The 24331-nt window shown below is 70.1% G+C and carries 17 protein-coding genes and 1 tRNA gene; 11 read left to right on the top strand and 7 right to left on the bottom strand.

Annotation, left to right across the window (positions count from 1 at the left end; genetic code table 11):
* Positions 1-43: 43 nt before the first annotated feature.
* Positions 44-2722 (top strand): Hsp70 family protein, encoded by a 2679-nt coding sequence (locus tag O7553_RS00295; protein WP_281552921.1) that lies wholly within the window; start codon positions 44-46, stop codon positions 2720-2722.
* Here O7553_RS00295 and O7553_RS00300 read toward each other — a convergent pair.
* The 5 genes from O7553_RS00300 to O7553_RS00320 form a co-directional block, all read right to left on the bottom strand.
* Positions 2709-3320, bottom strand: coding sequence for a hypothetical protein (locus O7553_RS00300; protein ID WP_281552922.1), 612 nt, complete (start codon positions 3318-3320; stop codon positions 2709-2711). The two genes, O7553_RS00295 and O7553_RS00300, sit on opposite strands and share 14 nt — an antisense overlap.
* Positions 3321-3325: 5 nt before the next feature.
* Positions 3326-4225: a carbohydrate ABC transporter permease gene (locus O7553_RS00305; RefSeq protein ID WP_281552923.1), complete on the bottom strand. Its 900-nt coding sequence runs from the start codon at positions 4223-4225 to the stop codon at positions 3326-3328.
* On the bottom strand, positions 4225-5106 hold the full coding sequence (locus O7553_RS00310) for a sugar ABC transporter permease (protein WP_281555815.1): 882 nt from the start codon (positions 5104-5106) through the stop codon (positions 4225-4227). The genes O7553_RS00305 and O7553_RS00310 overlap by 1 nt, the downstream gene beginning before the upstream one ends.
* A gap of 221 nt (positions 5107-5327) precedes the next feature.
* Positions 5328-6677: an ABC transporter substrate-binding protein gene (locus O7553_RS00315; RefSeq protein ID WP_281552924.1), complete on the bottom strand. Its 1350-nt coding sequence runs from the start codon at positions 6675-6677 to the stop codon at positions 5328-5330.
* An 18-nt stretch (positions 6678-6695) separates the two neighbouring features.
* Positions 6696-7730: a LacI family DNA-binding transcriptional regulator gene (locus O7553_RS00320; protein WP_281552925.1), complete on the bottom strand. Its 1035-nt coding sequence runs from the start codon at positions 7728-7730 to the stop codon at positions 6696-6698.
* 269 nt (positions 7731-7999) lie between these two features.
* On the opposite strand from O7553_RS00320, the gene O7553_RS00325 reads away from it, so the two are divergent.
* The 7 genes from O7553_RS00325 (at position 8000) to O7553_RS00355 (ending at position 18468) form a co-directional block, all read left to right on the top strand.
* Positions 8000-9328 (top strand): Gfo/Idh/MocA family oxidoreductase, encoded by a 1329-nt coding sequence (locus O7553_RS00325; protein WP_281552926.1) that lies wholly within the window; start codon positions 8000-8002, stop codon positions 9326-9328.
* Positions 9329-9412: 84 nt separating this feature from the next.
* On the top strand, positions 9413-10882 hold the full coding sequence (uxaC, locus tag O7553_RS00330) for a glucuronate isomerase (protein WP_281552927.1): 1470 nt from the start codon (positions 9413-9415) through the stop codon (positions 10880-10882).
* Positions 10879-12189, top strand: a complete 1311-nt coding sequence (locus O7553_RS00335) for an enolase C-terminal domain-like protein (protein WP_281552928.1) — start codon at positions 10879-10881, stop codon at positions 12187-12189. Before uxaC ends, O7553_RS00335 begins: the two co-directional genes overlap by 4 nt.
* Positions 12186-13676: a mannitol dehydrogenase family protein gene (locus tag O7553_RS00340; protein ID WP_281552929.1), complete on the top strand. Its 1491-nt coding sequence runs from the start codon at positions 12186-12188 to the stop codon at positions 13674-13676. The genes O7553_RS00335 and O7553_RS00340 overlap by 4 nt, the downstream gene beginning before the upstream one ends.
* Before the next feature lie 31 nt (positions 13677-13707).
* Entirely contained in the window at positions 13708-14892 is a 1185-nt protein-coding gene (locus O7553_RS00345; RefSeq protein ID WP_281552930.1) for a Gfo/Idh/MocA family oxidoreductase, read from the top strand.
* A gap of 250 nt (positions 14893-15142) precedes the next feature.
* The gene (locus O7553_RS00350) at positions 15143-16501 is read left to right on the top strand and encodes a pectate lyase (RefSeq protein WP_348650019.1); all 1359 of its coding nucleotides are present in this window, start codon (positions 15143-15145) and stop codon (positions 16499-16501) included.
* 131 nt (positions 16502-16632) lie between these two features.
* Positions 16633-18468 (top strand): right-handed parallel beta-helix repeat-containing protein, encoded by a 1836-nt coding sequence (locus O7553_RS00355; protein ID WP_281552931.1) that lies wholly within the window; start codon positions 16633-16635, stop codon positions 18466-18468.
* A gap of 123 nt (positions 18469-18591) precedes the next feature.
* On the opposite strand, the gene ugpC is transcribed toward O7553_RS00355, so the two are convergent.
* Entirely contained in the window at positions 18592-19683 is a 1092-nt protein-coding gene (ugpC, locus tag O7553_RS00360) for a sn-glycerol-3-phosphate ABC transporter ATP-binding protein UgpC (protein ID WP_278171834.1), read from the bottom strand.
* A gap of 362 nt (positions 19684-20045) precedes the next feature.
* On the opposite strand from ugpC, the gene O7553_RS00365 reads away from it, so the two are divergent.
* The 3 genes from O7553_RS00365 (at position 20046) to O7553_RS00375 (ending at position 22612) form a co-directional block, all read left to right on the top strand.
* Positions 20046-20122 (top strand) — tRNA-Thr (locus O7553_RS00365).
* Between the two features lie 540 nt (positions 20123-20662).
* On the top strand, positions 20663-21406 hold the full coding sequence (locus tag O7553_RS00370) for a hypothetical protein (RefSeq protein WP_281552932.1): 744 nt from the start codon (positions 20663-20665) through the stop codon (positions 21404-21406).
* Between the two features lie 510 nt (positions 21407-21916).
* Positions 21917-22612, top strand: a complete 696-nt coding sequence (locus O7553_RS00375) for a hypothetical protein (protein WP_281552933.1) — start codon at positions 21917-21919, stop codon at positions 22610-22612.
* 36 nt (positions 22613-22648) lie between these two features.
* Here the strand turns inward: O7553_RS00375 and O7553_RS00380 are convergent, their stop codons facing one another.
* The gene (locus O7553_RS00380; protein ID WP_281552934.1) at positions 22649-24217 is read right to left on the bottom strand and encodes an FAD-dependent oxidoreductase; all 1569 of its coding nucleotides are present in this window, start codon (positions 24215-24217) and stop codon (positions 22649-22651) included.
* Positions 24218-24331: the final 114 nt, after the last annotated feature.

Here is a 24331-nt window from a genome sequence, read left to right on the forward strand (position 1 = left end):
GGTCGGTGTCGGGCGGGTTCGGGGTGCGGCGGAGGAACAGCTGATGACAGGGCAGGACGAGGGCTTCGCCCTCGGGGTCGACCTGGGCACCTCCAACACGGTCGCGGTGCTGCGCTGGCCGGACGGGCGGACCCGACCGCTGCTCTTCGACGGCGTGCCGGTCCTGCCGTCCGGGGTGTTCCTCGGCGACCGGCTGCACGTCGGTCGGGACGCGCAGCGGCTCGCCCAGGCCGACCCGGCCCGGTTCGAGCCGAACCCGAAACGCCGGGTCGACGAGCCGACGGTGCTGCTCGGCGACCATGACGTGCCCACTGCTGACCTACTGGCCGCGGTGCTCGCGGCGGTGGCCCGGTCGGCGGTGGAGGCGGTCGGCTTCCTGCCACCGGCGGCGTTGACCTACCCGGCCGGCTGGGGTGCCCGCCGCCGGGAGGTGCTGGCGCACGCGGTGGCCCGCGCCGGTTGGCCGCCGGTCATCCCCGGCGGGCCGGCCACCTCCGGCCCGCCGCCCGTCGGGTCCGGCACGCCCGGGACCCGACTGGTGCCGGAGCCGGTCGCCGCGGCCCGCTACTTCGCCGACGTGCTACGCCGACCGGTGCCGGTCGGGCAGGCCCTCGCCGTGTTCGACTTCGGCGGCGGCACCCTCGACATCGCCGTGGTTCGCAACGACGGAGTCGACCCGCACGGGCGGGCCCGGTTCGCGGTGATCGGCTCCGGCGGCCTCACCGAACTCGGCGGTCTCGACCTGGACGCGGCGCTGGTCGAACAGCTCGGCGCGGTGCTCGATCCGCAGGTACGGCAGCAGTTGGCCGCTCCGGCCACCCCGGCGCAGTGGCGCAACCGCCGGCAGTTCTGGGACGACGTACGCGGGGCGAAGGAGATGCTGTCCCGGGCGTCGTCGGCGCCGGTCGCCGTGCCCGGCGTGGACCGGGCGGTGCACCTGACCCGTGACGAGTTGGAGCGGGTCGCCACCCCGCTGATCGGCCGTGGCGTACGGGAGACGGCCCGGTTGGTCGCGGCCTGCGGGCTCGGGGTCGACCAGCTTGCCGGACTGTTCCTGGTCGGCGGCTCGTCGCGGGTGCCGCTGGTGGCCCGGATGCTGCACAGCGAGCTGGGGATCGCACCGACCGTGCTGGAGCAGCCGGAACTGCCGGTCGCCGAAGGCGCGCTGGCCGACCTGCCTGCGCCGGCGTCCGTTCCGGCCGCGCCGTCCGCCGTCGCGTCACCCGTACCGCCGGTTGCAGCCGCACCATCCCCGGTCTCACCCGCGCCGACATCGGTCCCGCCGGCTCAGGGTCCGCCGCCCCCGGTCCAGCCGCCGCCGATGTCGACGCCGGCGTCCGGCCCGGCGCGGCGGCGACGCCGGCGTCGGCGGCTGCCGTGGCTGGTCGGCGGCGCCGCCCTGGCCGTGGTCGCGGTGACCGTCGCCAGCGTCGTCTACCTGCTGCGGGATCCGGCCCGGCCGATCGAGTTCCGGGCGTTCAGCCAGGTCGGCAAGGCGATCACGGTGCCCGAGGACGCGGACGCCGACTTCACCCAACTGGTCGACGGCCAGGCGTACGGCGGCTACGTCCGCGACGACGGCCGGCTCGGCGTCGTCGCCGTCGACCCGGCGACCGGCGACCAGCGGTGGGACGAGGCGACGACCGTGCGCGCCGACCGGTGGTTCGGCCTGCGGGCCACCCCGGACGCGGTGATCGCCGTCGCCGACGCCTACAGCAGCGCCACCCGGCCAGTCGCGGTGCTCGACCCGACCGACGGCCGGCAGCTGTGGCACTTCGAGATTCTCGGCAAGGACCAGTTGTTCGTCTTCGACGACGTCCTCGTCTGGTCCGACGTGGATGGTGCCCGGCTGGTCGGGCTGGACCTGCGGGACGGCACCGAACGCTGGGAGCACGAAAACCCGGCCGACCAGTACGACGACACCGACACCGCGGTGTACCCGGCGGTGAGCGCCGCCGACCTGACCGGCCCGGCCGGCTTCGACGGCGCCCCCACCACGCCCGACCTGGCCGACGACCGACGGATCGTGCAGCTCACCTCGACTCGGCACGCCCGGGTGTTCGACGCGGGCTCCGGCGAACTGCTCGGCGACCGGTCGAACGTGGCCGCGCCGACCGACCCGGTCGTTGTCTACGCGGGCCGGCTGGTGATCGCGCCGTCGGACAGCAGCGGATACCGGCTGGCGTCGTACGACCTGTCGACGACCGGCGAGTCGGTCAACCTCTACACCCCGGCCGACGACCAGCGGCGGCTGCAGAGCCTCACCCCGTGCGGCGGCACCCGGATCTGCCTGCTGGAATCGACCGGCTTCGGTTCCGACACCAACGAACTCGTGGTGATCGACCCGGCCGAGGACGGCGTGCAGTGGCGGGTGCCGGCCGCCGACTTCGAGGTGGTCGTGCCGGTCGGCGACCAGATCCTGCTACGCCGTACGACGACTCCCTACCTGTCGCTGCTGCTCGACTCCGACGGCGAGGAACTGCTGCGTCGTGACGGGGTGGCGGTAAGGATCGACCGGGCGAACCTGCTGTGGTTCCTGGACGACCCGGGCAGCTACCCGGAGGACGCCAGCGTCGCCGGCGTACCGGCTGCCGCACCGGCCGACCGGCTCGAACTCGGCGTACTGCAGGGCGTACGTACCGTCGCCTGCTCGTGGGACCGTGCGGTGGTCTTCTGCCCGACGGCCGACGGTTTCGTCACGCACCGGTTCATCGCCGGTTGAACCGGCGTAGCACGGCGTGCAGGGCGAACAGGGTGTAGCCGAGCAGGATCGGCGCGAGGATCGGCATGACCAGCACGGTCAGTACGGCGGCGAGACCGACCACCCCGGCGGCGGCCGGCACCGCCAGCGGTCGCCGTTCGGCGATCCGCCAGCTGGCCCGCACCGCCGCCCGCCAGCCACCGGCGCCCCGGCCGATCTCGACCACGACGAGGCCGGCGAAGCCGGCCACCAGCGCGGCAAGCAGCACGGTGCCGACCAGCATCGCCGTGCCGCCGGGCACCACCTCGGCCGAGATCAGCACGGCGTTGCCGGCGAGCAGGAGCGCGCCGACCACGGCGACCACGGTGGCGACGGCTCCGGGCAGCAGCCCGCGCCAGAATCGCCCGGCCAGGTCCCGCAGGTCCGGCCAGTGGCCGTCGACCGTCCACCGGTGGATCGCGGCGCTGGCGGTGGCCAGCGCCGCGCCGGCGGTCAGTACGGCCGCCGACGCGAGCGCGGTGACGATGCCGAGCAGCGCCAGATCGGTGGCGGCCCGCAGAGTGTCGCGCCAGTCGGCGCGGGCCGGTGCCGGGTTGTCCGGCCACCCTGCGGGAGCCATCGACGTCACCCCTTGAGGCCGCTGGTGTTGATGCCCTGTACCAGCATCTTCTGGAACGCCAGGAAGAAGAGGAAGACCGGCAGCAGCGACAGCACCGACATGGCGAACATCGGGCCGAGCGAGGTCTGCCCGGTGGAGTCGATGAACAGCCGCAGCCCGATCGGCACCGTGTAGCTCTCCACACTCGGCAGGTAGATCAGCTGGGTCAGGAAGTCGTTCCAGGTCCAGATGAACGAGAAGATCGCCGTGGTGACCAGCGCCGGCCGGGCCAGCGGCACGATGACGTACCGGAACACCCCGAACGGCGAACATCCGTCGATCTTGGCCGCGTCGTCCAGCTCCCTGGGGATGCCCCGCATGAACTGCACCATCAGGAAGACGAAGAACGCCTCGGTGGCCAGCAGCTTCGGCACGATCAACGGCAGCGGGGTGTCGATCCAGCCGAACGAGTTGAACATGATGTACTGCGGCACGATCAGCACGTGGCTGGGCAGCAGCAGCGTACCGATCATGATGGCGAACCAGAACCTGCGGGCCCGGAACTGCAGCCGGGCGAAGGCGTACGCCGCCAGCAGGCAGGAGACCGCGTTGGCGACCACGGTCGCCATCGAGATCACCGTGCTGTTCCAGAAGAACCGGCCGAACGAGATGTTGCTCAGGTAGTTCCAGCCGTCCGGGTAGTTCGCCCAGGTCGGGTCCTGCGGGATGACCGACAGGTTGCTGGCCACCTCGGTCGGTGACTTGAGTGACGAGCCCAGCACCCAGATCAGCGGGTAGAGGACCACGACCAGGATGGCGACCAGCACCGCCACCCGGGCGACGCCTCGGGCGGTGCCGCCGGCGGCCCGGCGGCGTGCGGCGCTGCCGCCGTCCGCCGTCGACATCGGAGCAGCTTCGGTAGCCATCAGTCGTTGTCTCCGTCCGAGTAGTGCACCCAGAACCGGCCGGTGCTGAAGAACAGCACCGTGATCAGGCCGATCGCGATCAGGAAGACCCAGGCCAGCGCGGACGCGTATCCCATCTGGAACTCGGTGAAGCCCTTGGTGTAGAGGTACAGCGTGTAGAGCATGGTCGAGTCGACCGGCCCGCCGGTGCCGTTGCTGATCACGAACGCGGCGGTGAAGCCCTGGAATCCGTTGATCGTCTCCAGCACCAGGTTGAAGAAGATCACCGGGGAGAGCATCGGCAGGGTGACGTTGAAGAACTGCCGGATCTTGCCGGCGCCGTCGACCGAGGCCGCCTCGTACAGCTCGGTCGGCACCTGCTTCAGCCCGGCCAGGAAGATCACCATCGGAGCGCCGAACTGCCAGATGGCCAGCACCATCAGGGTCTCCAACGCCCAGTCCGGGTCGTTGACCCACGGCTGTCCGGTGATGCCGAACAGCCCGAGGAAGTCGTTGAACGCGCCGTCGCCGCTGAACATCGCCCGCCAGATCAGCGCCAGCGCGACGCTGCCGCCGAGCAGCGACGGCAGGTAGAACAGGCTGCGGAACAGCCCGACCCCGCGGGTCTCCCGGTTGAGCAGCAGCGCGACGCCGAGAGCGGCGGCCAACTTCAGCGGTACGGCGACGAACGCGAAGATCAGCGTGACCTGCACCGAGTGGCGGAAGGTCTGGTCGTTGACGAACAGGTCCCAGTAGTTCTCGAAGCCGACCCACTCGACGAACTCCCAGGAGGACAGGATGTCGTAGTTGGTGAAGCTGAGGTAGAGCGAGAACAGCATGGGGAAGGCAGTGATCGCCATCAGCCCCAGCAGCCACGGGGACAGGAAGACGTATCCGGCCAACCCTTCGCCGTGCCGCCGGCTGCCGCCCTTGGCGCTGCCCCGCCTCCTGTTCGTGTCCGCCGGGGCAGTGTCGGTACTCGTGGCCGGGACGGGTTTCGTGGTCAGGGCCACGATCTGGCTCCTTTCTCGGATCACGGGTCGTGGTGCCCACGGCCCGGATTCCGGTCGTGGTGCCCACGGCGGACGCCGTGGGCACCACGACCGCGCAAGTCCGGCCCGGACTACTCGAGGGTGGCTTCGGCCTGTCGGAAGAACTCCGCGGCGGCGTCGGCCGGGCTGGCCTGGCCGTAGGTGACGCTCTCGGCGACCGTGGTCAGGGTCGACCGCAGCGGTCCGTGGCCCTGTGGCGGCGGTGCCGGTGCCGGGCCCATCTGCGGGATCAGCGCGTTCTCGAACTCGACCGTCGCGGTCATGTACGGGTCGTCGAGACCCGCCTGGACCGTCTCCCGGTTGTCGATGTTGGACGGCAGGCCCCGGTCGACGCCGAGGATCTGCGCCGCCTCCGGGTCGTTGGCCAGGAAGTTGATGACGTCGGCGACGACCTCCGGGTGCTCGGTGGAACGCGACCCGGCCCAGTACAGCGACGCCCGCGCCCACTGGCCCTTCGGGTCACCGGGGTAGGCCACCATGCCGAGTTCGCTCTCGGTCGACTTGCCCAGCTCGGAGAGCTGGTTGGACCACATGAACGAGGTGGCCCCCTTGCCCGTCACCACCAGCTGGTCGGAGACGCCGCCGCCGACCGCCTCGTGCACCACGTCGGCCGGCGGGGTTGCCCCGGCCTCCCGGGCGTCCAGCCAGAACTGGAACCACTCGGTGAGGTCGGCCTCGGTGAAGGCGAGCTGCGGCCCGTCGTAGAACTCCTTGCCCTGTGAGCGCAGCCACAGCCAGAGCGCCTTGTAGTCGGAGCTGGGGTCCATCGCGCCCCAGTATCCGTCGCCGGCCGCCTCGGTCACCTGGGTGCCCCAGGCGATGAACTCGTCGTAGGTCCAGCCGGTCTCCGGCTCCGGCAGGCCGAGCTCGGTGATCTTCGTCTTGTCGTACACCAGGGCCGGGGTGTTCTCGCCGGCGGCCACGGCGACCTGCTTGCCGTCGATCTGCCCGTACTGGGTCAGGCTCTCCGGGTGGTTGCTCAGGTCGATGTCGCCGGAGGAGACGAACGGCGTCAGGTCCAGGGTGACGTTGCGGCCGGCGTACTCGGCCAGGCCGTTGTCGTCGATCTGGAAGATGTCCGGCGCGTTACCGCCGGCCGAAATGGTGGCCAGCTTGTCGTAGTAGCCGGTGAACGCCTGCCAGGTCGGGTTGATGGTGACGTTAGGGTTCTTCTCCTCGTACAGGTCGAGGGCCTGCTCGGTGAGTTCGGCACGGGACTCGCCGCCCCACCAGAAGAACTCGATGGTGACCGGCGCGTCCGGGTCGCTCGACGCGTCGTCGTCGCCGCAGGCGGCGGCGCCGAGGACCAGCGGCACGACGGCGGTGGCGGCGATGCCGCGCAGCAGGCGGCGCCGGCCGAAGGGGGTACGGTGAGCACGCGTGGCAGGCGTGTTCGCCGTCGGTGATGTTGCGGGGTGCATTGCGCTCACTCCTTGGGGTTAGGAGGCGACATCGGCCGGCGCGGCGGCAGCCGCGTCGCCCGGGTCCGCATGGCTGTGCGGCCCCGGGCCCGTCGAGTCGCGGATGACCAACTCGGTCTGGAGCGTTACCTGGGCGGTGGTGCGACGGTCGTCGCCATGCTGGAGCAGCATGTCGACGGCCGCCCGACCGGCGGCCGCGTTCGGTGTGGCCACCGTCGTCAATTTGGGTCGGGTGAGCCGGCTCAGCGCGATGTCGTCGATGCCGACCACGCTGATGTCCCGGGGCACCGCGACCCCGTGTGCGTCGAGCCCTTCGATCAGGCCGATCGCCATCAGGTCGTTGTAGGCGAGCACGGCGGTCACCTCTGCCCGGCGGACCTGTTCCGCCGCGGCGATGCCGCCGCCCTCGGTGGGCGGGTTGGGGCCGATCACGGTCAACGTGACGTCCGCCGAGCGGGCCGCCGAGGTGGCGGTCCGCCGGATCTCCCGGTTGGTCCACGACCCGCGCGGGCCGCCGAGCAGCGCGATCCGCCGGTGGCCGAGGCCGATCAGGTGCTCGACGGCGAGCCGGGCACCCTGGCCGACGTCGATCACCACGTTCGGCAGGCCGGTCACCTGCCGGTTGATCACCACCAGCGGTACGTCCCGGCTGAGCTGCTCGATCAGGCTGTTGCTCATCCGGGGGCTGCACAGCAGCACCCCGTCGACCTGCTTGGCGAGGGCGTGGACCAACTCCTCCTCGACCGCCGGGTCCTCGTTCGTGTCGGTGACGAAGATGTGGTAGTCGCGGTGCCGGGCCTGGCTTTCCGCCGCCTTGATCAGGGGCGGGAAGAACGGGTTGGCGATGTCGGCAACGATCAGCCCGATGTTGTGGGTCCGGCCGGTGATCAGCGCGCGGGCCGCCCGGTTGGGGCGGTAGCCGAGATGCTCCGCGCAGGCCAGCACCCGGCTGCGGGTCTCCGGGTTGACCAGATGCGGTGCCGAGAACGTGCGGGACACGGTGGAGATGTGCACTCCGCAGGCCCGTGCGACGTCTCGAATGGTGGCTGGCACGCGTCGTCCTTCATCGATGTGGTCGCCGTCCGGTGCGGGCGGCGACCGGTGTGGCTGGGGTCACGTTGGTTCGCCAATTAATGCAAACGGTTGCTCAAGTGTCAACGGTCTTCGATTGCGGATTTGTTGCGGCCGTGGTCATGCCAGGTGTTCGAATCCTCGTGTAACCCCTTAAATCGGGCAGGATGGTTTCCGGGCATTGACGAAGGTGTCCGTCTCATGGCAGCTTCTGCTGCAAACCTTTGCAGCCAACCCGGAGGCGGAGCAGGATGTCCCCAGAACCCGATCGGCGGCTGCGCTACGCGCTCGTCGGCACCGGCGCCCGCGCCGAGATGTTCGTCCGGTCCCTGGTCCTCGACTACCGGGACAGCGCCGAACTCGTCGCCTTCGCCGACAGCAACCAGGCCCGGATGGACGCGCACAACGCCTGGCTGGAGGAGCTCGGTCGCGACGCAGTGCCCACCTACCCGGCCAGCGAGTTCGTGACCATGCTGAGCAAGGAACGGGTGGACGTCGTCCTGGTCACCACCGTCGACCGGGTGCACGACGAGTACATCGTCGCCGCCCTGGACGCCGGCTGCGACGTGATAACCGAGAAGCCGATGACCGTGGATGTGCCGCGCTGCCGACGCATCCTCGACGCGGTGGCACGGACCGGGCGCACCGTACGGGTCGCCTTCAACTACCGGTACAACCCGCTGCACGAACGGGTCCGCCAGGTGCTCGCCGACGGCGAGATCGGCGAGATCGGCTCGGTGCACTTCGAGTGGCTGCTCGACGTGCGCCACGGTGCCGACTACTTCCGCCGCTGGCACCGCGACAAGGCCAACTCCGGCGGCCTGATGGTGCACAAGGCCAGCCACCACTTCGACCTGGTCAACTGGTGGCTGGACGCGACCCCGGTGCAGGTCTACGCGGCCGGCCGGCTGTTCTTCTACGGCGAGCCCGGCCGCCGGCACGGCTACGCCCGCGACTACGACCGGGCACACGGCGAGGTCGCCGCCGCCGGCGACCCGTTCGCCCTGCAGATGGCCGCCCACCCCCGGCTGCGCGCGCTCTACCTGGAGGCCGAGGCCGAGGACGGCTACCACCGTGACCAGAACGTCTTCGCCCCCGGTGTGACCATCGAGGACGACATGTCGGTGCTGGCCAGCTACTCCACCGGGGCCACGATGACGTACCACCTCACCGCGTACGCCCCCTGGGAGGGCTACCGGGTGATGTTCAACGGCAGCAGGGGTCGGCTCGAGCTGGAGGTGGTGGAGAGCGACTTCGTCAGCCCGTACGCCGCCGGCGAACTCAAGGGCGCCGCCCTGCACGGCGTCCAGGCGGCGGTGGAGGAGGGCTGGGCCAAGATCACCGTCCGGCCGTTCTGGGAGCAGCCCCGTCAGGTGCCGGTCGCCGGCTACACCCGGGCCGGGCACGGCGGTGCGGACGCCAAGATGACCGCGGTGCTGTTCGGCGGCGAGACCGACCCGATGGGACGGGCCGCCACCGCCCGTGACGGTGCGCTCGCGCTGCTCACCGGGCTGGCCGCCAACCGGTCCTTCGAGACCGGCCAGCCGGTCCGGGTGTCAGACCTGCTCACCGTCGACTGACCGGCGGTCTGGCCACGGCGTACCGGCCGGCACCACCCACCACAGCGACGACCCCGATCCCGTACCCACGAGGAGCCTGCTTCCGTGTCCCCGCAACCCGACCGGTCGGACCAGCTGTTCCCGGCCGAACCCACCCAGCGGGCCATCGCCCGCGAGCTGTACGCGCACGCCCGGGACCTGCCGGTCATCTCGCCGCACGGCCACGTCGACCCGGTGCTGCTCGCCGACGACGAGCCGTTCCCCGACCCGGCGCGGCTGCTCGTCGTGCCGGACCACTACGTCACCCGGATGCTGCTCAGCCAGGGCGTCCCACCCGGCGAGCTCGGCGTACCCGTGCGTGCCGGGGTCCGGCCACGGCCACCGGCCGGTGACGGCGACTACGCCACCGAGACCGACGGCCGGGCGATCTGGCGCAAGCTGGCCGCCAACTGGCACCTGTTCCGGGGCACCCCGTCGCGACTGTGGCTGGAGAAGACGTTCGCCGAGGTGTTCGGGGTGGACGTTGTCCTCGGCCCGGACACCGCCGACGAGGTCTACGACACCATCGCGGCACGGCTGGCCGAACCGGCGTACCGGCCCCGGGCGCTGTTCGAGCGCTTCAACATCGAGGTGCTGGCCACCACCGAGTCGCCCCTGGACGATCTCGGCCGGCACGCCAAGCTGGCCGCGGACGGCTGGGGCGGCCCCGGCGGGCGGGTGATCACCACGTTCCGGCCGGACAACGTCGTCGACTTCGAGTTTGACGGCTGGTCCGACAACGTCGCCGCCCTCGGGGCGATCACCGGCGCCGACACCGGCACGTACGCCGGCTTCCTCGACGCGCTGCGGTCCCGGCGGCGGGCCTTCATCGCCGCCGGCGCGACCAGCTCCGACCACGGTCACCTGACCGCGCTCACCCTGCGGCTGGACCGGCGCGAGGCCGCCGAACTGTACGACCGGGGGCTGCGCGGCGTCGCCACCGCCGCCGACGCCGAGGCGTTCCGGGCCCACATGCTGGTCGAGTTCGCCCGCATGTCCATCGAGGACGGCCTGGTGATGCAGTTGCATCCAGGTTCGGTGCGCAACCACAACAAGTGGCTGTACGCCACCCACGGCCGAGACGTCGGCGGCGACATCCCGCAGGCCACCGAGTACCTGCACGCGCTGACCGCGCTGCTCGACGCGTACGGCAACGACCCGCGGCTGCGGATCGTCGTCTACACCCTCGACGAGTACACCTTCACCCGCGAGCTGGCCCCGCTCGCCGGCGGGTACGCCGCCCTCTACCTCGGCGCGCCCTGGTGGTTCCTGGACTCCCCGGAGGTGCTGCGCCGGTTCCGGGAAGCGGTCACCGAGACCGCCGGCTTCTACAACACCGCCGGCTTCGTCGACGACACCCGGGCGTTCTGCTCCATCCCGGCGCGCCACGACGTGGCCCGCCGGATCGACGCCGGCTTCCTCGCCCGGCTCGTCGCCGAGCACCGGCTCGGCCTCGACGAGGCCGCCGAGACCATCGTCGACCTGGCGTACCGGCTGCCCAAGCGGGTCTTCAAGATCGGGGAGAAGCTGCCATGACCGTCACCATCACCGGCGTCGACGTGCACGACGTACGGTTCCCGACCGCCGCGGCCGGCGACGGCTCCGACGCGATCAACCGGGGCGACTACTCGGCCACCTACGTCGAGCTGCGCACCGACTCGCCGGACGGGGTCTTCGGCGCCGGCTTCACCTTCACCAACGGCCGCGGCAACGAGATCACCTGCGCGGCGGTACGCGCATTGGCCCACCACGTCACCGGCCGGACCGTCGCCGAGATCGTCGCCGAACCGGTCGCCTTCTGGCGGTCGCTCACCGCCGACGTGCAGCTGCGCTGGCTCGGCCCGGAGAAGGGCGTCATCCACATGGCGTCCGGCGCGCTGGTCAATGCCGTCTGGGACCTGCGGGCCAAACTGGACGGCAAGCCGCTGTGGCGGCTGCTCGCCGAGATGCCGACCGACGAACTCGTCGCCAACATCGACTTCCACCACATCCGCGACGCGATCACGCCGGACGAGGCCGCCGCCATCCTGGACAAGGGGCTGACCGGCCAGTCCGACCGGCTCGCCGAGCTGCAGCGCGACGGCTTCCCGTCGTACACCACCTCGGTCGGCTGGCTCGGCTACCCCGACGACAAGGTCCGGGCGTTGACCCGGGCGGCGTACGCCGACGGCTGGCGGGCGATGAAGATGAAGGTCGGCGGCCCGATCGACGACGACGTACGCCGCGCCCGGATCATCCGCGCCGAGATCGGCCCGGACGCGCTGCTGATGATGGACGCCAACCAGGTGTGGGACGTCGACGAGGCGATCGCCAACATGGCCCGGCTCGTCGAGGTCGACCCGTACTGGATCGAGGAGCCGACGCACGCCGACGACGTGCTCGGCCACGCCCGGATCGCCGCCGCCGTCACCGAACTGTCCGACGGGCGCTGCCGGGTCGCCACCGGCGAGGTCGCCGCCAACCGGGTGATCTTCAAACAGCTGATGCAGGCTGAGGCGATCCGGGTGTGCCAGATCGACTCCTGCCGGATCGCCGGGGTCAACGAGGTGCTGTCGGTGATTCTGATGGCCGCCAAGTTCGGTGTGCCGATCTGCCCGCACGCCGGCGGCGTCGGCCTCTGCGAGTACGTGCAGCACCTGGCGATCTTCGACTACCTGCGGGCCGGCACCTCGCTGGACGGGCGGATGGTCGAGTACGTCGACCACCTGCACGAGCACTTCGTCGACCCGGTCCGCACCCGGGGCGGCCGCTACCTGGTGCCCGAACAGCCCGGTTACAGCGCCACGATGAAGCCGGCGTCGATCGCCGAGTTCTCCTTCCCGGACGGGCCGGTGTGGCGGTGAACGACGACATCCCGCTGCTCGGCCTGGACACCCTGGGCCGGGTGCCGGCCGACGCCCGACCGGTGGTCCGCCCCGGCGACGTCGGCGCCGGCATCGTCCACCTCGGACTAGGTGCCTTCCACCGGGCCCACCAGGCGGTCTACACCGAGCAGGCAGTCGCCACCGCCGGCGGTGACTGGGGCATCATCGGCGTCGCACCGCGCAACATCGACGTGGTGCGGCGGCTCACCGACCAGGACTGCCTGTTCAGCGTCACCACGCTGTCCGCCGCAGCGGCCAGGACCCGGGTCGTCGGTGCGCTCACCGGGGTCCGGCACGCCGCCAGCGACCCGGCGGCGGTGGTGGCCCTGCTGGCCGACCCGGCGATCCGGGTGGTCACGCTGACCGTCACCGAGAAGGCGTACCAGCTGGACCCGGTCACCGGGCGGCTGCGGCCGGACGAAGCGGTCGCCGCTGACCTGACCACCGACCGGGCGCCGACGACCGTGCCGGGCCTGCTGCTACGCGGGCTGGCCGCCCGCGCCGCCGCCGACGCCGGCCCGCTCGCCCTGGTCAGCTGCGACAACCTGCCGTCGAACGGACGCCGGCTTCACGGGCTGGTCACCGAGTCCCTGGCGTACGCGAAGGTGCCCGACGAGACCGCCGACTGGGTGCAGGCCAACGTCACCTTCCCCGGCACCATGGTCGACCGGATCGTGCCGGCCGCCACCGCGCAGACCCTGGCCGCCGCCCGGTCCGCGCTCGGCGTCAGCGACCTGGCGGCGATCGCCGGGGAGCCGTACACGCAGTGGGTGATCGAGGACGACTTCCCCGGCGGCCGGCCGGCCTGGCAGACCGCAGGGGCGGTGCTGACCAGCGACGCCGGCCCGTGGGAGCGGCTCAAGCTGCGCGGGCTCAACGGGGTGCACTCGGCCATCGCCTACCTCGGGGCGCTGGCCGGGCACGACACCATCGCCGAGGCGCTGGCCGGTATCCCCGGCCTGCCCGAGGTGCTGCGCCGGCTGATCGCCGAGGACGTCGCGACCAGCTTCACCCCGCCGGACGGGGTGTCGGTCGTCGGGTACGGCGAGTCGGTGCTGGAGCGGTTCGCCAACCCGGCGATCCGACACCGCACCATCCAGGTGGCGATGGACGGCTCGCAGAAGTTGCCGCAGCGGGTCCTGCACACCATCGCCGACCGGCGGGCGGCCGGCGACCGGCCGTACTGGTCGGCGCTGGTGGTCGCCGCCTGGATGCGGTTCGCCCAGGGGCGGGCCGACGACGGGGCCGAGTTGCCGCTGGACGACCCACTCGCCGCGCGGATCCGGGCGGCGCTGGCCGGGTCCGGGGGCACCCCGGCGGGCGTGGTGGCCGCGCTGCTCGGGCTCACCGAGGTGTTCCCACCCGAGCTGGCGGCCGACCCGGAGGTCCACGAGATGATCACGACCTGGCTGACCGCGCTGGACCGGCACGGGGTGGTCGGCGCGCTGACCGGCGCGGCCGGCTGACCGCGGTCGTCGACAGGTGGAGGTTCCCGACGTGAGGAGCACCCCGCCCCGGGTGGCCCTGATCGGTGCCAACGGGCACGGATTGTGGCACCGGCGGCAGATCGCCCCGCTGCACGACGCCGGCGAACTGCGCCTGGTCGGCCTGGTCGACGTACGGCCGGTCGAGCCGGCCCCCGACGCTCCGGTCCCGGACGGGGTGCAGGTCGACACCGACCACCGGCGGATGCTGGCGCAGACCCGGCCGGACGTGGTGGTGATCTGCACGCCGCCGTACACCCATCTGCCGATCGCGCTTGACGCGCTGGCCGCCGGCGCAGACCTGCTGCTGGAGAAGCCGCCGGTGCTGTCGCTGGACGAGCACCGGCGGCTGACCGCGGCGCTGGCCCGGCACGGCCGGGTCTGCCAGGTCGGTTTCCAGGCGCTCGGATCGGCGGCGTTGGCCGAGTTGACCGCGGCGGCCACCGGCGGTCGGCTCGGCTCGGTCACCGGCATCTCGACGGTCGCCTCCTGGCAGCGCGACGACGCGTACTACCGGCGGTCGCCGTGGGCCGGGCGGCGTACGGTCGACGGCCGGCCGTCGCTGGACGGGGCGCTGGCCAACCCGTTGGCGCACGCCACCATGCAGTGTCTGGCGGTAGCGGCGGCGGTGGATCCCAGCCCGCCGGTGCTGGTCGAGTTGGAGCGCTACCGGGTGCGGCCGATCGAGGTGGACGACACCGCGTCGATGCGGATCACCCTGGACTCGGGGCTGGCGATCGTGGCCGCGGTGACCCTGGCCGGTGAGGAGTTCATCCCCGGTGAGGTGCTGGTGCACGGCACGGCCGGCGCCGCGGTGCTGGAGTATCCGACGGACCGGCTGCGGCTGCCCGGCGAGCGATCGATGCGGCCGGTGCCGGGGCGGGCCGGGCTGCTGGAGAACCTGCTGGCGCACCGCAGGGATCCGTCCGGTGTACCGCTGATCGCCCCGCTGGCCCGGACCGAGGCGTTCACCGCGCTCTTGGAGGTGGTGCAGGACGCCCCGGAGCCGTGTCTGCTCGGTCCGGACCGGACGGTCGCGACCGGGGTGGCCGGAGCGGACCGGGTGCTGACGATCGAAGGGGTGAACGCGGTCGTCCGACGCGGTGCGGCCGAGCTGGCGCTGTTCTCCGAGCAGGAGGTGCCGTGGGCGGTCAGACCGTACCGGACCCGGCTGGCGCAGGGGGTGGTGGGCCGCTGACCTGGTCGGCGGAGAACGTACTGCAAATCGACGGCCGCCGCCGGTGCGCGAAGTCGGACAGATCAGTCGTCCCCTCGGCAAACTGATGCCGGGTAAATAGGTCTCGCCCGAATGTAATGCAAACAATCTGCAAACAATCTGCAAACAGATTGCATTGACACATTCCGTGATGAAATTTATCGTTTGGGTTCAGGAAGATTGCGTCAGTGTTGTGTGATCGAGTCCAGACAATAGTTTGCGGAGTGTGGTAATGCGACTGAGGAGATTGACTGCCGCTGTTGCCGGAATCGCGATCGTGGCGGTGCTGCCGGCCCCGGCCGCCGCCGGCCGGGACACCGGTTCCGACCGGCTGTCCTGGACGGCCCGGTCGCTGGGCCGCCAGGCGTTGCCACCGAACGACGGCTGGGCGGCCGCCGGTGCCGGCACCACCGGAGGATCGGCGGCCAGCCAGGACAACGTTCACGTGGTCGACAGCCGAGCCGAGTTGATCGACGCCCTCGGCGGCGACAACGCCACCAACCGGAACAACGACACCCCGAAGATCATCTACATCAAGGGCACGGTCAACGGCTTCGAAGGCCCGGACGGCAACCTGCTGACCTGCGCCGACCTCGCCGACCCCGAGTACGACTTCGACGAGTTCCTGGTCACCTACGACCCGGCCGTCTGGGGATACGAGAACGACCCGAGTGGCCCGCTCGAGGACGCCCGTCGACGGTCGGTCACCAACCAGACCCGGTACACCCAGATCAACGTCGGAGCCAACACCACCATCATCGGGCTGCGCGGAGCCCGGCTGGAGAACCTGACCCTGATGGTGGACAGCGTCCGGAACGTCATCGTCCGCAACGTCGTCTTCGACGACGCGTACGACTGCTTTCCCGCCTGGTCGCCGGATGACGGCGACGCCGGCAACTGGAACTCCCAGTTCGACCTGATGTCGGTGCGTCGCTCGGAGAATGTCTGGGTCGACCACAACACCTTCACCGACGGCGACAACCCGGACAGCGCCCAACCGATCTACTTCGGCCGGCCGCTGCAGGTGCACGACGGAGCGCTCGACATCACCCACACAGCCAGCCTGGTGACCGTGTCCTACAACCGGTTCGACGGCCGGGACAAGGTCATGCTGATCGGCTCGTCGAACACTGTCGGCCCCGACGTCGGCCGGCTCAACGTCACCCTGCACCACAACGTCTTCGACGGCAGCCTGCAACGGCTGCCCCGGATCCGGTTCGGTCAGATCGACGTCTACAACAACCACTACGAACTGTCCGGCGACGATTTCGAGTACGCCGTCGGAGTAGGCGTACAGGGCGCACCGTACCTGGAGAACAACTCGTTCCGGCTGGGCTCCGGGATCGACACCGCCGACCTGCTGCACGACTGGGGCGGCACCGTGCTGACCGAGAAGGGCAGCTGGGTCGGGCAGGGTCACCGGCCGCTGCGCCCGGCCAGCCTGCTCGACGCGTACAACGCGGCGAACGAGCCGGACCTGGGCGACGACGCTGGCTGGACCCCGACCCTGCGGCACGGGGCGGTGCTGCCCACCGCGGTCGTCCCGATCTACACCCGGCTCACCGCGGGCGCCGGCAAGCTCCCGGTCTGACCCGTCGGCAGGCTGCCGGTCTGACTGACCAGCCCGGCCGGGTCACAAGCGGGGTGGGCCGGCGAGACGCCCGCCGGCCCACCCCTTTTCTCCGCACCGCCACCGGCGCGGTGCCAACCGAAGGAGTGCACGTGCAGAGCAGCACGAGTAGACGCCGTCGTGGACTGCTGGCCACGCTCGGCGCGAGCGCGGTCACCGCGACGCTGGTCCTCGCGGCGACCAGCGGCAACGCCCACGCCGCGACGTTGTTCCAGGCCGACTTCGAAAGCGGCGGCACCAGCGGCTGGTCCAAGTCCGGCGGCAGTTGGGAGGTCGTCTCCGACGGCAGCCAGGTGCTGCGGCAGGACAACACCGGCAGCAACCTGGCCCGGTTCTTCGCCGGCAGCACCAGTTGGACCGACTACCAACTGCAGGCCCGGGTCAAGCCGTTGTCGTTCAACGGATCCGACCGGTTCGTCGGCATCGCCTCCCGGGTCACCAGCAACACCAGGATGTACCGGTTGGCGCTGACCAGCAACAACCGCGCCGAGCTGCAGCTGGTCAACGGCAGCCAGATCACTGTGCTCGGCTCGGCGGCGCTGAGCGTGGCCACCGGCACCTGGTACACCCTGCGGATCGAGTCGAGCGGTAGCACCGTCCGCGGCTACGTCGACGGCAGCCAGATCGGCTCCGGCAGCGACGACTCATACGACTCCGGCCGGATAGCCCTGGTCACCGGCTACGCCGGGGCCAGCTACGACGACGTCAGGGTGGACACTCTCGGTTCCGTACCGGAACCGACGACCCCCGCGCCGACCACCGCACCCCCGACCAGCCCGCCGCCGACCACCGCACCACCGACGAGCCCGCCGCCGACCACCGCGCCACCGACCAGCCCGCCGCCGTCCGGTGACACCCTGTACGTTGCACCGAACGGTAGCGACAGTGCGTCCGGGACGGTGTCCAACCCGACGACGCTCACCTCGGCGATCACCCGGATCGCACCCGGCGGCACGATCTACCTGCGTGGCGGCACCTACCGATACTCGCAGACCATCACCATCGCTCAGGGCAACAGCGGTACGTCCAGTGCCCGTAAGAACCTGTACGCCTACCCGGGCGAGACGCCGATCCTGAACTTCTCGGCACAGAGCGAGGACTCGGCCAACCGCGGGCTGGCGATCGGCGGGTCCTACTGGCACGTCTACGGCATCATCGTCGAACGGGCCGGCGACAACGGGATCCTGCTCGCTGGCAACCACAACATCATCGAACGGGTGGTCACCCGGCACAACCGGGACACCGGCCTGCAGCTGTCGCGGCTCATCGCCGGAGCACCGCGCGACCAGTGGCCGTCCAACAACCTGGTGTTGAGCTCGGTGTCGCACGACAATGTCGACTCCGACGGTGAGGACGCCGACGGATTCGCCCCGAAGCTCACCGTCGGTTCCGGCAACGTCTTCCGCTACACCGTGGCGCACAACAATATCGACGACGGCTACGACCTGTACACCAAGAGCGACACCGGGCCGATCGGCGCGGTGACGATCGAGCACTCCCTGGCGTACGACAACGGCACGCTCAGCAACGGTGGTCAGGCCGGCAACGGCGACCGCAACGGCTACAAACTCGGCGGCGAGGACATCGGCGTCCACCACACCATCCGGAGCAACATCGCGTACCGCAACGGCAAGCACGGGTTCACGTACAACCGCAACCTCGGCACGATGACGGTGTCGAACAACGTCAGCATCGGCAACGAGGAACGCAACTTCAACTTCGACGGCGGCAGCTCGGTGTTCCGCGGCAACACGTCGTGTGACAGCGGCTCGAACGACCGGATCATCGGCAACTCAGACAGCTCGAACCAGTTCTGGTCCGGCTCGAACGGCTCCCGGTGCTCGACGTACTCGGGCTCGTTGGGCTGGTCGTTCGCCTCGGACGGTCGTCTCGTGGTCACCTTCGGGGGACGGGTCGTTACACCGTGACCGGCTTCGTCCACTGACCAGGACCGTCCACCAGAAAGCGGTGCGGCCGGTCTTCCCGGTAGGGAAGACCGGCCGCACGCGACGAGCCAAATGTCGTGACTCGCCAGCCGGGGCGGCGGTCGGTCAGAGCCGTTGGCCGTTGGCGGCGTGGAACGCGTGGTGCTGGCCCGGACGGGGGCGGACGAACACGGTGTCGTTCATCCGCGGCATGTGCCGGCGGTCGGTCCGCACCACGAACCGCTCCGAACTGCCGTCGAGCGTCGCATAGCCGTAGACGTTGGCGTCCGAGCCGAGGTCCTCGACCAGCTCGACCGACATCGGCATGCCGCCCTCGGAGGCGCCGACCAGGTCGCAGTCCTCGGGACGGAACCCGACGGTGACCTTGTTGCCGCCGCCGTTGGCCTTGGCCGCCTCGACCTGCTCGCGGCTCAGCTCGACGACCAGGTCGGCGAAGACGGCACCCTGCTCGGTCAGCGGGACGGTCTTGATGTTCATGGCGGGGGAGCCCATGAAGCCGGCGACGAAGACGTTCGCCGGTACGTCGTACAGGTTCCGCGGGGTGTCGACCTGCTGCAGCACGCCGTCGAGCAGCACCGCCACCCGGTGGCCCATCGTCATCGCCTCGACCTGGTCGTGGGTGACGTAGACGGTGGTGACCCCCAGCTTGGCCTGCAGCGAGGCGATCTGGGTACGGGTCTGCACCCGCAGCTTCGCGTCGAGGTTCGACAGCGGCTCGTCCATCAGGAAGACCTGCGGCTCCCGGACGATCGCCCGACCCATCGCGACCCGCTGGCGCTGACCACCGGAGAGCGCCTTCGGCTTGCGGTTGAGGTACTCCTCCAGCTGCAGCAGAGCGGCGGCTTCCTTGACCCGGCGGTCGATCTCCGACTTCGAGGTCCGGCGCAGCTTCAGCGCGAAGGCCATGTTCTCGTACACCGTCATGTGCGGGTAGAGCGCGTAGTTCTGGAAGACCATCGCGATGTCGCGGGCCTTGGGCGGCAGGTGGGTGACGTCGCGGTCGTCGATGAGGATGCGGCCCTCGTCGACGTCCTCCAAACCGGCGAGCATCCGCAGGCTGGTGGACTTACCGCAACCGGAGGGGCCGACCAGCACGAGGAATTCGCCGTCGCCGATCTCGAGGTCGAGCTTGTTGACAGCGGGTCGCTCGGTGCCCGCGTAGATGCGGGACGCCTGGTCGTAGGTGACCGTAGCCATGGTCAGTGCTTCCTTTCACCGGCAGGAACGTGCCGGACGATCCGAGTGAAGGAGCGACCGGCGCTCTGAGCGCCGGCCCACGCGTACTCGCAGCCGCCAGGGCGACGTGTCGCACGTGTCACGCCACGGTAAACGGGATTTGCCTGGCTGCCAAGACCGGGACGGCCCGCAACTACCTCGGATAACCGACCAAAACGGACACCGGGGTGGGGTAGGCCACTGTTCGCCGTCCTCCGTCGGGGCTTCACGCCGGGTCCCGACACGGTGAACGCCGTACGCAGAACGGAAAAGATCGATCGGACAGACCGGCCGATGCGGCGGTATCGCCACGTCAGTGGCTATGCTGACGCTGAACGAACGCTGCCCCTGTAGCTCAGTTGGCCAGAGCACTCGCCTTGTAAGCGAGATGTCGCCGGTTCGAGCCCGGCCGGGGGCTCCAGCACCGCCGCGCAGGTCCCGCCGTGCGACGCACGGCGGGACGCTGTGGCAGCAACCGTGACAGCCGTGCTGGGCACGTACGGCGGGCGCAGCCGGTTACCTCGCCAGACTTGAGCAGACCCTGTGCGTCCCTGCCGGGCCGCTGCGCGGCATCGATTGAGACCAACGTTCCGTCACATCAGTGACGACGCGGCGTTTCCCTCCGAGCGACTGGCTGAGCTCGTCCATGACGTCATCTACGAGATCACCGCCCCGCACGAAGATCCGGTTCTGAGTCTCCACCAACCAGGATCCATAAAGTCAACAGCATTGCCCTGATCTACACCAGACATACCGACCGTGATCACATCGCGATATCCCGCGCCTGGCCGATCTTTGAAACGACCGCGCCAGTCGCTGTGGCCGGAGGGAGGGCGGTCGGGTTCCCGACTCTTCGTATCCGGAGCCGGGTGCGCGGCGTCTAGTATATGGTCCCGCAGCGCCGCTGGACCCGAGCCCGCCAGAATCGGCGGTTCGCCGCTACCCCACAAGGAGTTCATCGATGGCACAACCACGAGTTCCGCAACGCGACTGGAAAAGCGTCTGGGGACCGACAATCAAGAAATTGATCGAAGGAAACGAGGTACTCGGCCCAAAGAACAATTTGATGAAGGATCACCTGAAGGACGAGGCCATGTCCAACCTGGCGATGAGTCTGGTTGACACGCTGATTGACAACGGCCAGCCGGCCATGGCCGCTCAAGACGTGCTCGACAAGATGCGGCGAATGCTGCCCGTGATCAACCAGCAAACGATGAAGGCTCGCCCACTGCCGGCGACCAAGTTCCCTACGAACACCTACAAGCAGCTGTTAGAGCTGGTCAGCGCCAAGATGATGTGGGAAAAGGGTACTACCTGGATCGAACCCGGTGGCCAGAAAGGGGGAAGCGACCTCAAGCCGGACTACAGCGTCGAGGGGAAGCAGGAGAAGGATGCGGCAGGCGATCATGTAGTGATACAGAACGCCGTTGACGGAGATGCCCTCATCGAGCGGATCGCCAGTGACCTGTCGAATAAGCTGACCAAGTACAAGGACATCCCGGCGGTCTTCGTGGTCATCCATGTCACCGAGTGTCCAGCTTTCGGCACACTGAAGGCTCAGGATTACAACAGCTGGTTCAAGCTCGTGGCCACTGCTGTTGACAGCATTAAAGGGAAGGACGTTCTCGGAAATTTCTCCCGCCTGGTGATCATTGCTGGAAACGAGCCGCACATCTTCCCCCGGGACAGGTTCGGCCTCAAGTAGGGCGGCCGTACTTCGCGACCTGACCCAGAGCTGAAGCAAAGCCAGGCAGCCACGGCATGGGTGACGCTGCCGACTGTCACGTTCCGTTCTGTGGGAGCCCGGGGGTGGGATCCCCTCGGGTCACCCTGCTCTCCTGGCCCACGCCGCTAGCCTCGGCGTTACATTCAATCGGTCGATGTGTGACATGCTCTCGTGGCTGATGTGATCATGGATCGTTATCGCTCTCCGGCCGAAGGCTTCAGGCTCCACCGCCACCCGACCACAGAAAATGACGTTGCGTATCGGTAACGACTACAGCTGGCGGCTGAGGGTCGGTGCCGGCCGTCGTGGCGTGGCTCCTGCCCGGGTAACGGTTCGGTGGTGATTCCACCCCGTCGGTTCCTGTCGGGCGACTCAGTTGTCGCCGCCCACCGTTACGATCGGCCGGCCCCGCGTACAGCGGGTTGCCAGCAAGCTCCGAGCCGCCTGCCGGTCAGGAGTCACGGGGCCCTCATCAGAAGTAGGTAGAACATGTCTGACCCCTCTCAGCCGCAGTACCCGGGCGCGCAGCCGGTGCCGCCGGCTGGAGCCGCTCCCGGGCCGGCCTACGCCGGCCAGCCCGGCGTTCCGATGGCCCCGCCGCCCAAGAAGTCCAAGGCCGGCCGGATCATCCTGATCGTGATCGCCGCCGTGCTGGTGCTCTGCCTCGGCGGGGCGGCTGTCACCTTCTTCCTCGTCCGGGACACCGTCGGTGAGGTCATCGAAGCGACCCAGACCCGGCTGGTCACCCCGGACACCCTCGCCGGCCGCGAGCTGAACACCGACCCGACCTTCCAGGGCCTCGCCGAGGAGGTCGCCACCGGGCTGGCCGCCGACGTGCCCGAGTCGACCAGCAGCATCGGTGCCTTCTACGGCGACATCGAGCAGGAGAACCTGGTCATGATCGCCGGTGTATCCGGAGTGATGGCCGACCCGGACCAGGAGCTGGCCGACGCCACCGAAGGCGACGCCACCGGGCTCGGGATGACCGACGTCACCGACGTCGACGCCGGTCCGAAGGGCGGGTCGGCGCGGTGCGGCGACGCCGACCTGGAAGGCATCCCCGGCGGGGTCTGCGTCTGGGCCAGCCGCGGCGCGCTGGTGATGTACGTGTTCTACTTCAGCACCGGCGAGGAAGCCGCCGGCTCGCTCGTCGAGATCCGCGACGCGGTCGAGCAGACCAGCTGACGGACAACTGACCGACGTCGGTCCGCCGCACTACCACTACTGCGGCGGGCCGACGTCGGCCGACGTTGACGGGTGTCGCTCCCGCGCCAACAGCCCGTAGCGCCGAATTGTCCGCAGCGGCTCGGTGGCCGCGCCCTCCCGACGCAGGATGTGGTTCGCGGCCAGGATCCCGGTCACCGCAGCCCGTTCCATCAGAGCGCTCGGCAGATCAGTGTCGATCCCGTCGCCGGCCAGGAACAACCCGTCCGCGTCGGTGACCACGCCGGGCCGCCCCGCCGCCGCCCCGGGCGGAAACGCCGGGGCCTGCGCCTCGACCCGCGCCCGTGACTCCAGTACCGGCAGGTCGGCCACCTCCGGCCACAGCGCCGCCAGCTCGGCACGCATCCGGTCGGCCAGCGACTCGGCCGGCACCTGCTCCGGGCAGGCGTACGCGTGGAGTTCGAGCACCGCGCCCCGGCTGCGCTGCGCCCACTGCCGCGCCTGACGCTCCAGCCGGTGGTAGAGGGTGACCGAGTCCAGGGTCGGCTGGCGGGAGACGCCGCTGAACACCGGCCGGTCTGGGGCGACATCGCCGCTCAACCAGAGCCGGGCCACCGCGTACGGAGGAGCGTCGACCAGCGAGCCGACCCGCTCGGCCAACGTCGGCGCGGCCTCGGCCAGCCGGGGCGAGTCAGCCAGCAGCGTGCGCAACGCCGGCGGGTCAACGGCCAGCACCACGTACCGGGCGGTGTGCGCGGCTCCGGAGGCGGACCGCACCTGCCACCCGTTGGCCCGCCGGGGGATGACGGTGTGCACCACGTCGCCGGTGACCACCCGGCCACCGTGCCGGCGCAGATGTTCGTGCAGCGGTTGCCAGATCGCGGCGTCGTAGTCCTGCTCCGGTGCGTCGAAGCCGAGCCCTTCCGGGTTGCCCAGGAAGTAGAAGTGAAAGTTGGCCACCAGCTCGGCGGCGGACATCTCCCGCTCGTGGTTGAAGAACGAGTGGGAGAAGACCTCGAACAGCATGGCGCGGGCCCGGTCCGGCAGCCGCAGCGAGTCCAGCAGCTCGGCGGCGGACCGGTGGTCGAGCTCGGCGTACGTCCGGTCCGGATGGTAGGCCAGCAGCGGCATCGCCGCCCGACGGTCCATCTCGCGTAGTTCGCGCAGCCGCAGACTCGGGCTGCGCAGCAGCAGCGCGAGCAGGTTCAGCGGCGGTGTGGTCGGCAACCGGCCGAACTCCTCCGGCGGCCACTGCGCCGACCACACCGGATAGCCGTCGACCGGGCGCAGCATGCCGAGTGTCGGGTCGGCCCGGCGCAGGATCGCCCGCCAGTTGTAGTACTGGCGGAAGAACGCGTGGAAACCGTGGTCGACCGGCTGAACCGTACCGTCGGTCAGCGTCTCCGGCCAGGCGGCCAGCCGTCCGCCGAGCTGGGCGGCGCCTTCCAGCACGGTGACCCGTACGCCGCGTTCGGCGAGGACGATCGCCGCGCACATGCCGGCGATGCCGCCGCCGACGACCAGCGCGTCGGTGCCTGCGGCCACCCGGTCGGTGCCGGCCGGATCCGCTCGGACCAGCTCGGACCGTACGCCGAAGAGCCGGCCGACCGTTCGGGACAGTCCCAAGAGTTCGTCCTCCCCTTTGCGGTGATGGGCCGGATGCCGGGTCCAGTGTGCCGGTCCGGTCCCGCCGGGAGGCGACTTTGCGGTCACCCCGCGCGTGCCGTCGGTGGCTACCAT

The organism is Solwaraspora sp. WMMA2059 (assembly GCF_027497315.1).
Classification (GTDB): domain Bacteria; phylum Actinomycetota; class Actinomycetes; order Mycobacteriales; family Micromonosporaceae; genus Micromonospora_E.

Coding starts and splice junctions, on each gene's coding strand:
- O7553_RS00295 (WP_281552921.1), top strand. CDS start 44: ATGACAGGGCAGGACGAGGGCTTCGCCCTCGGGGTCGACCTGGGCACC.
- O7553_RS00300 (WP_281552922.1), bottom strand. CDS start 3,320: ATGGCTCCCGCAGGGTGGCCGGACAACCCGGCACCGGCCCGCGCCGAC.
- O7553_RS00305 (WP_281552923.1), bottom strand. CDS start 4,225: ATGGCTACCGAAGCTGCTCCGATGTCGACGGCGGACGGCGGCAGCGCC.
- O7553_RS00315 (WP_281552924.1), bottom strand. CDS start 6,677: ATGCACCCCGCAACATCACCGACGGCGAACACGCCTGCCACGCGTGCT.
- O7553_RS00325 (WP_281552926.1), top strand. CDS start 8,000: ATGTCCCCAGAACCCGATCGGCGGCTGCGCTACGCGCTCGTCGGCACC.
- O7553_RS00335 (WP_281552928.1), top strand. CDS start 10,879: ATGACCGTCACCATCACCGGCGTCGACGTGCACGACGTACGGTTCCCG.
- O7553_RS00350 (WP_348650019.1), top strand. CDS start 15,143: ATGCGACTGAGGAGATTGACTGCCGCTGTTGCCGGAATCGCGATCGTG.
- ugpC (WP_278171834.1), bottom strand. CDS start 19,683: ATGGCTACGGTCACCTACGACCAGGCGTCCCGCATCTACGCGGGCACC.
- O7553_RS00370 (WP_281552932.1), top strand. CDS start 20,663: ATGGCACAACCACGAGTTCCGCAACGCGACTGGAAAAGCGTCTGGGGA.
- O7553_RS00375 (WP_281552933.1), top strand. CDS start 21,917: ATGTCTGACCCCTCTCAGCCGCAGTACCCGGGCGCGCAGCCGGTGCCG.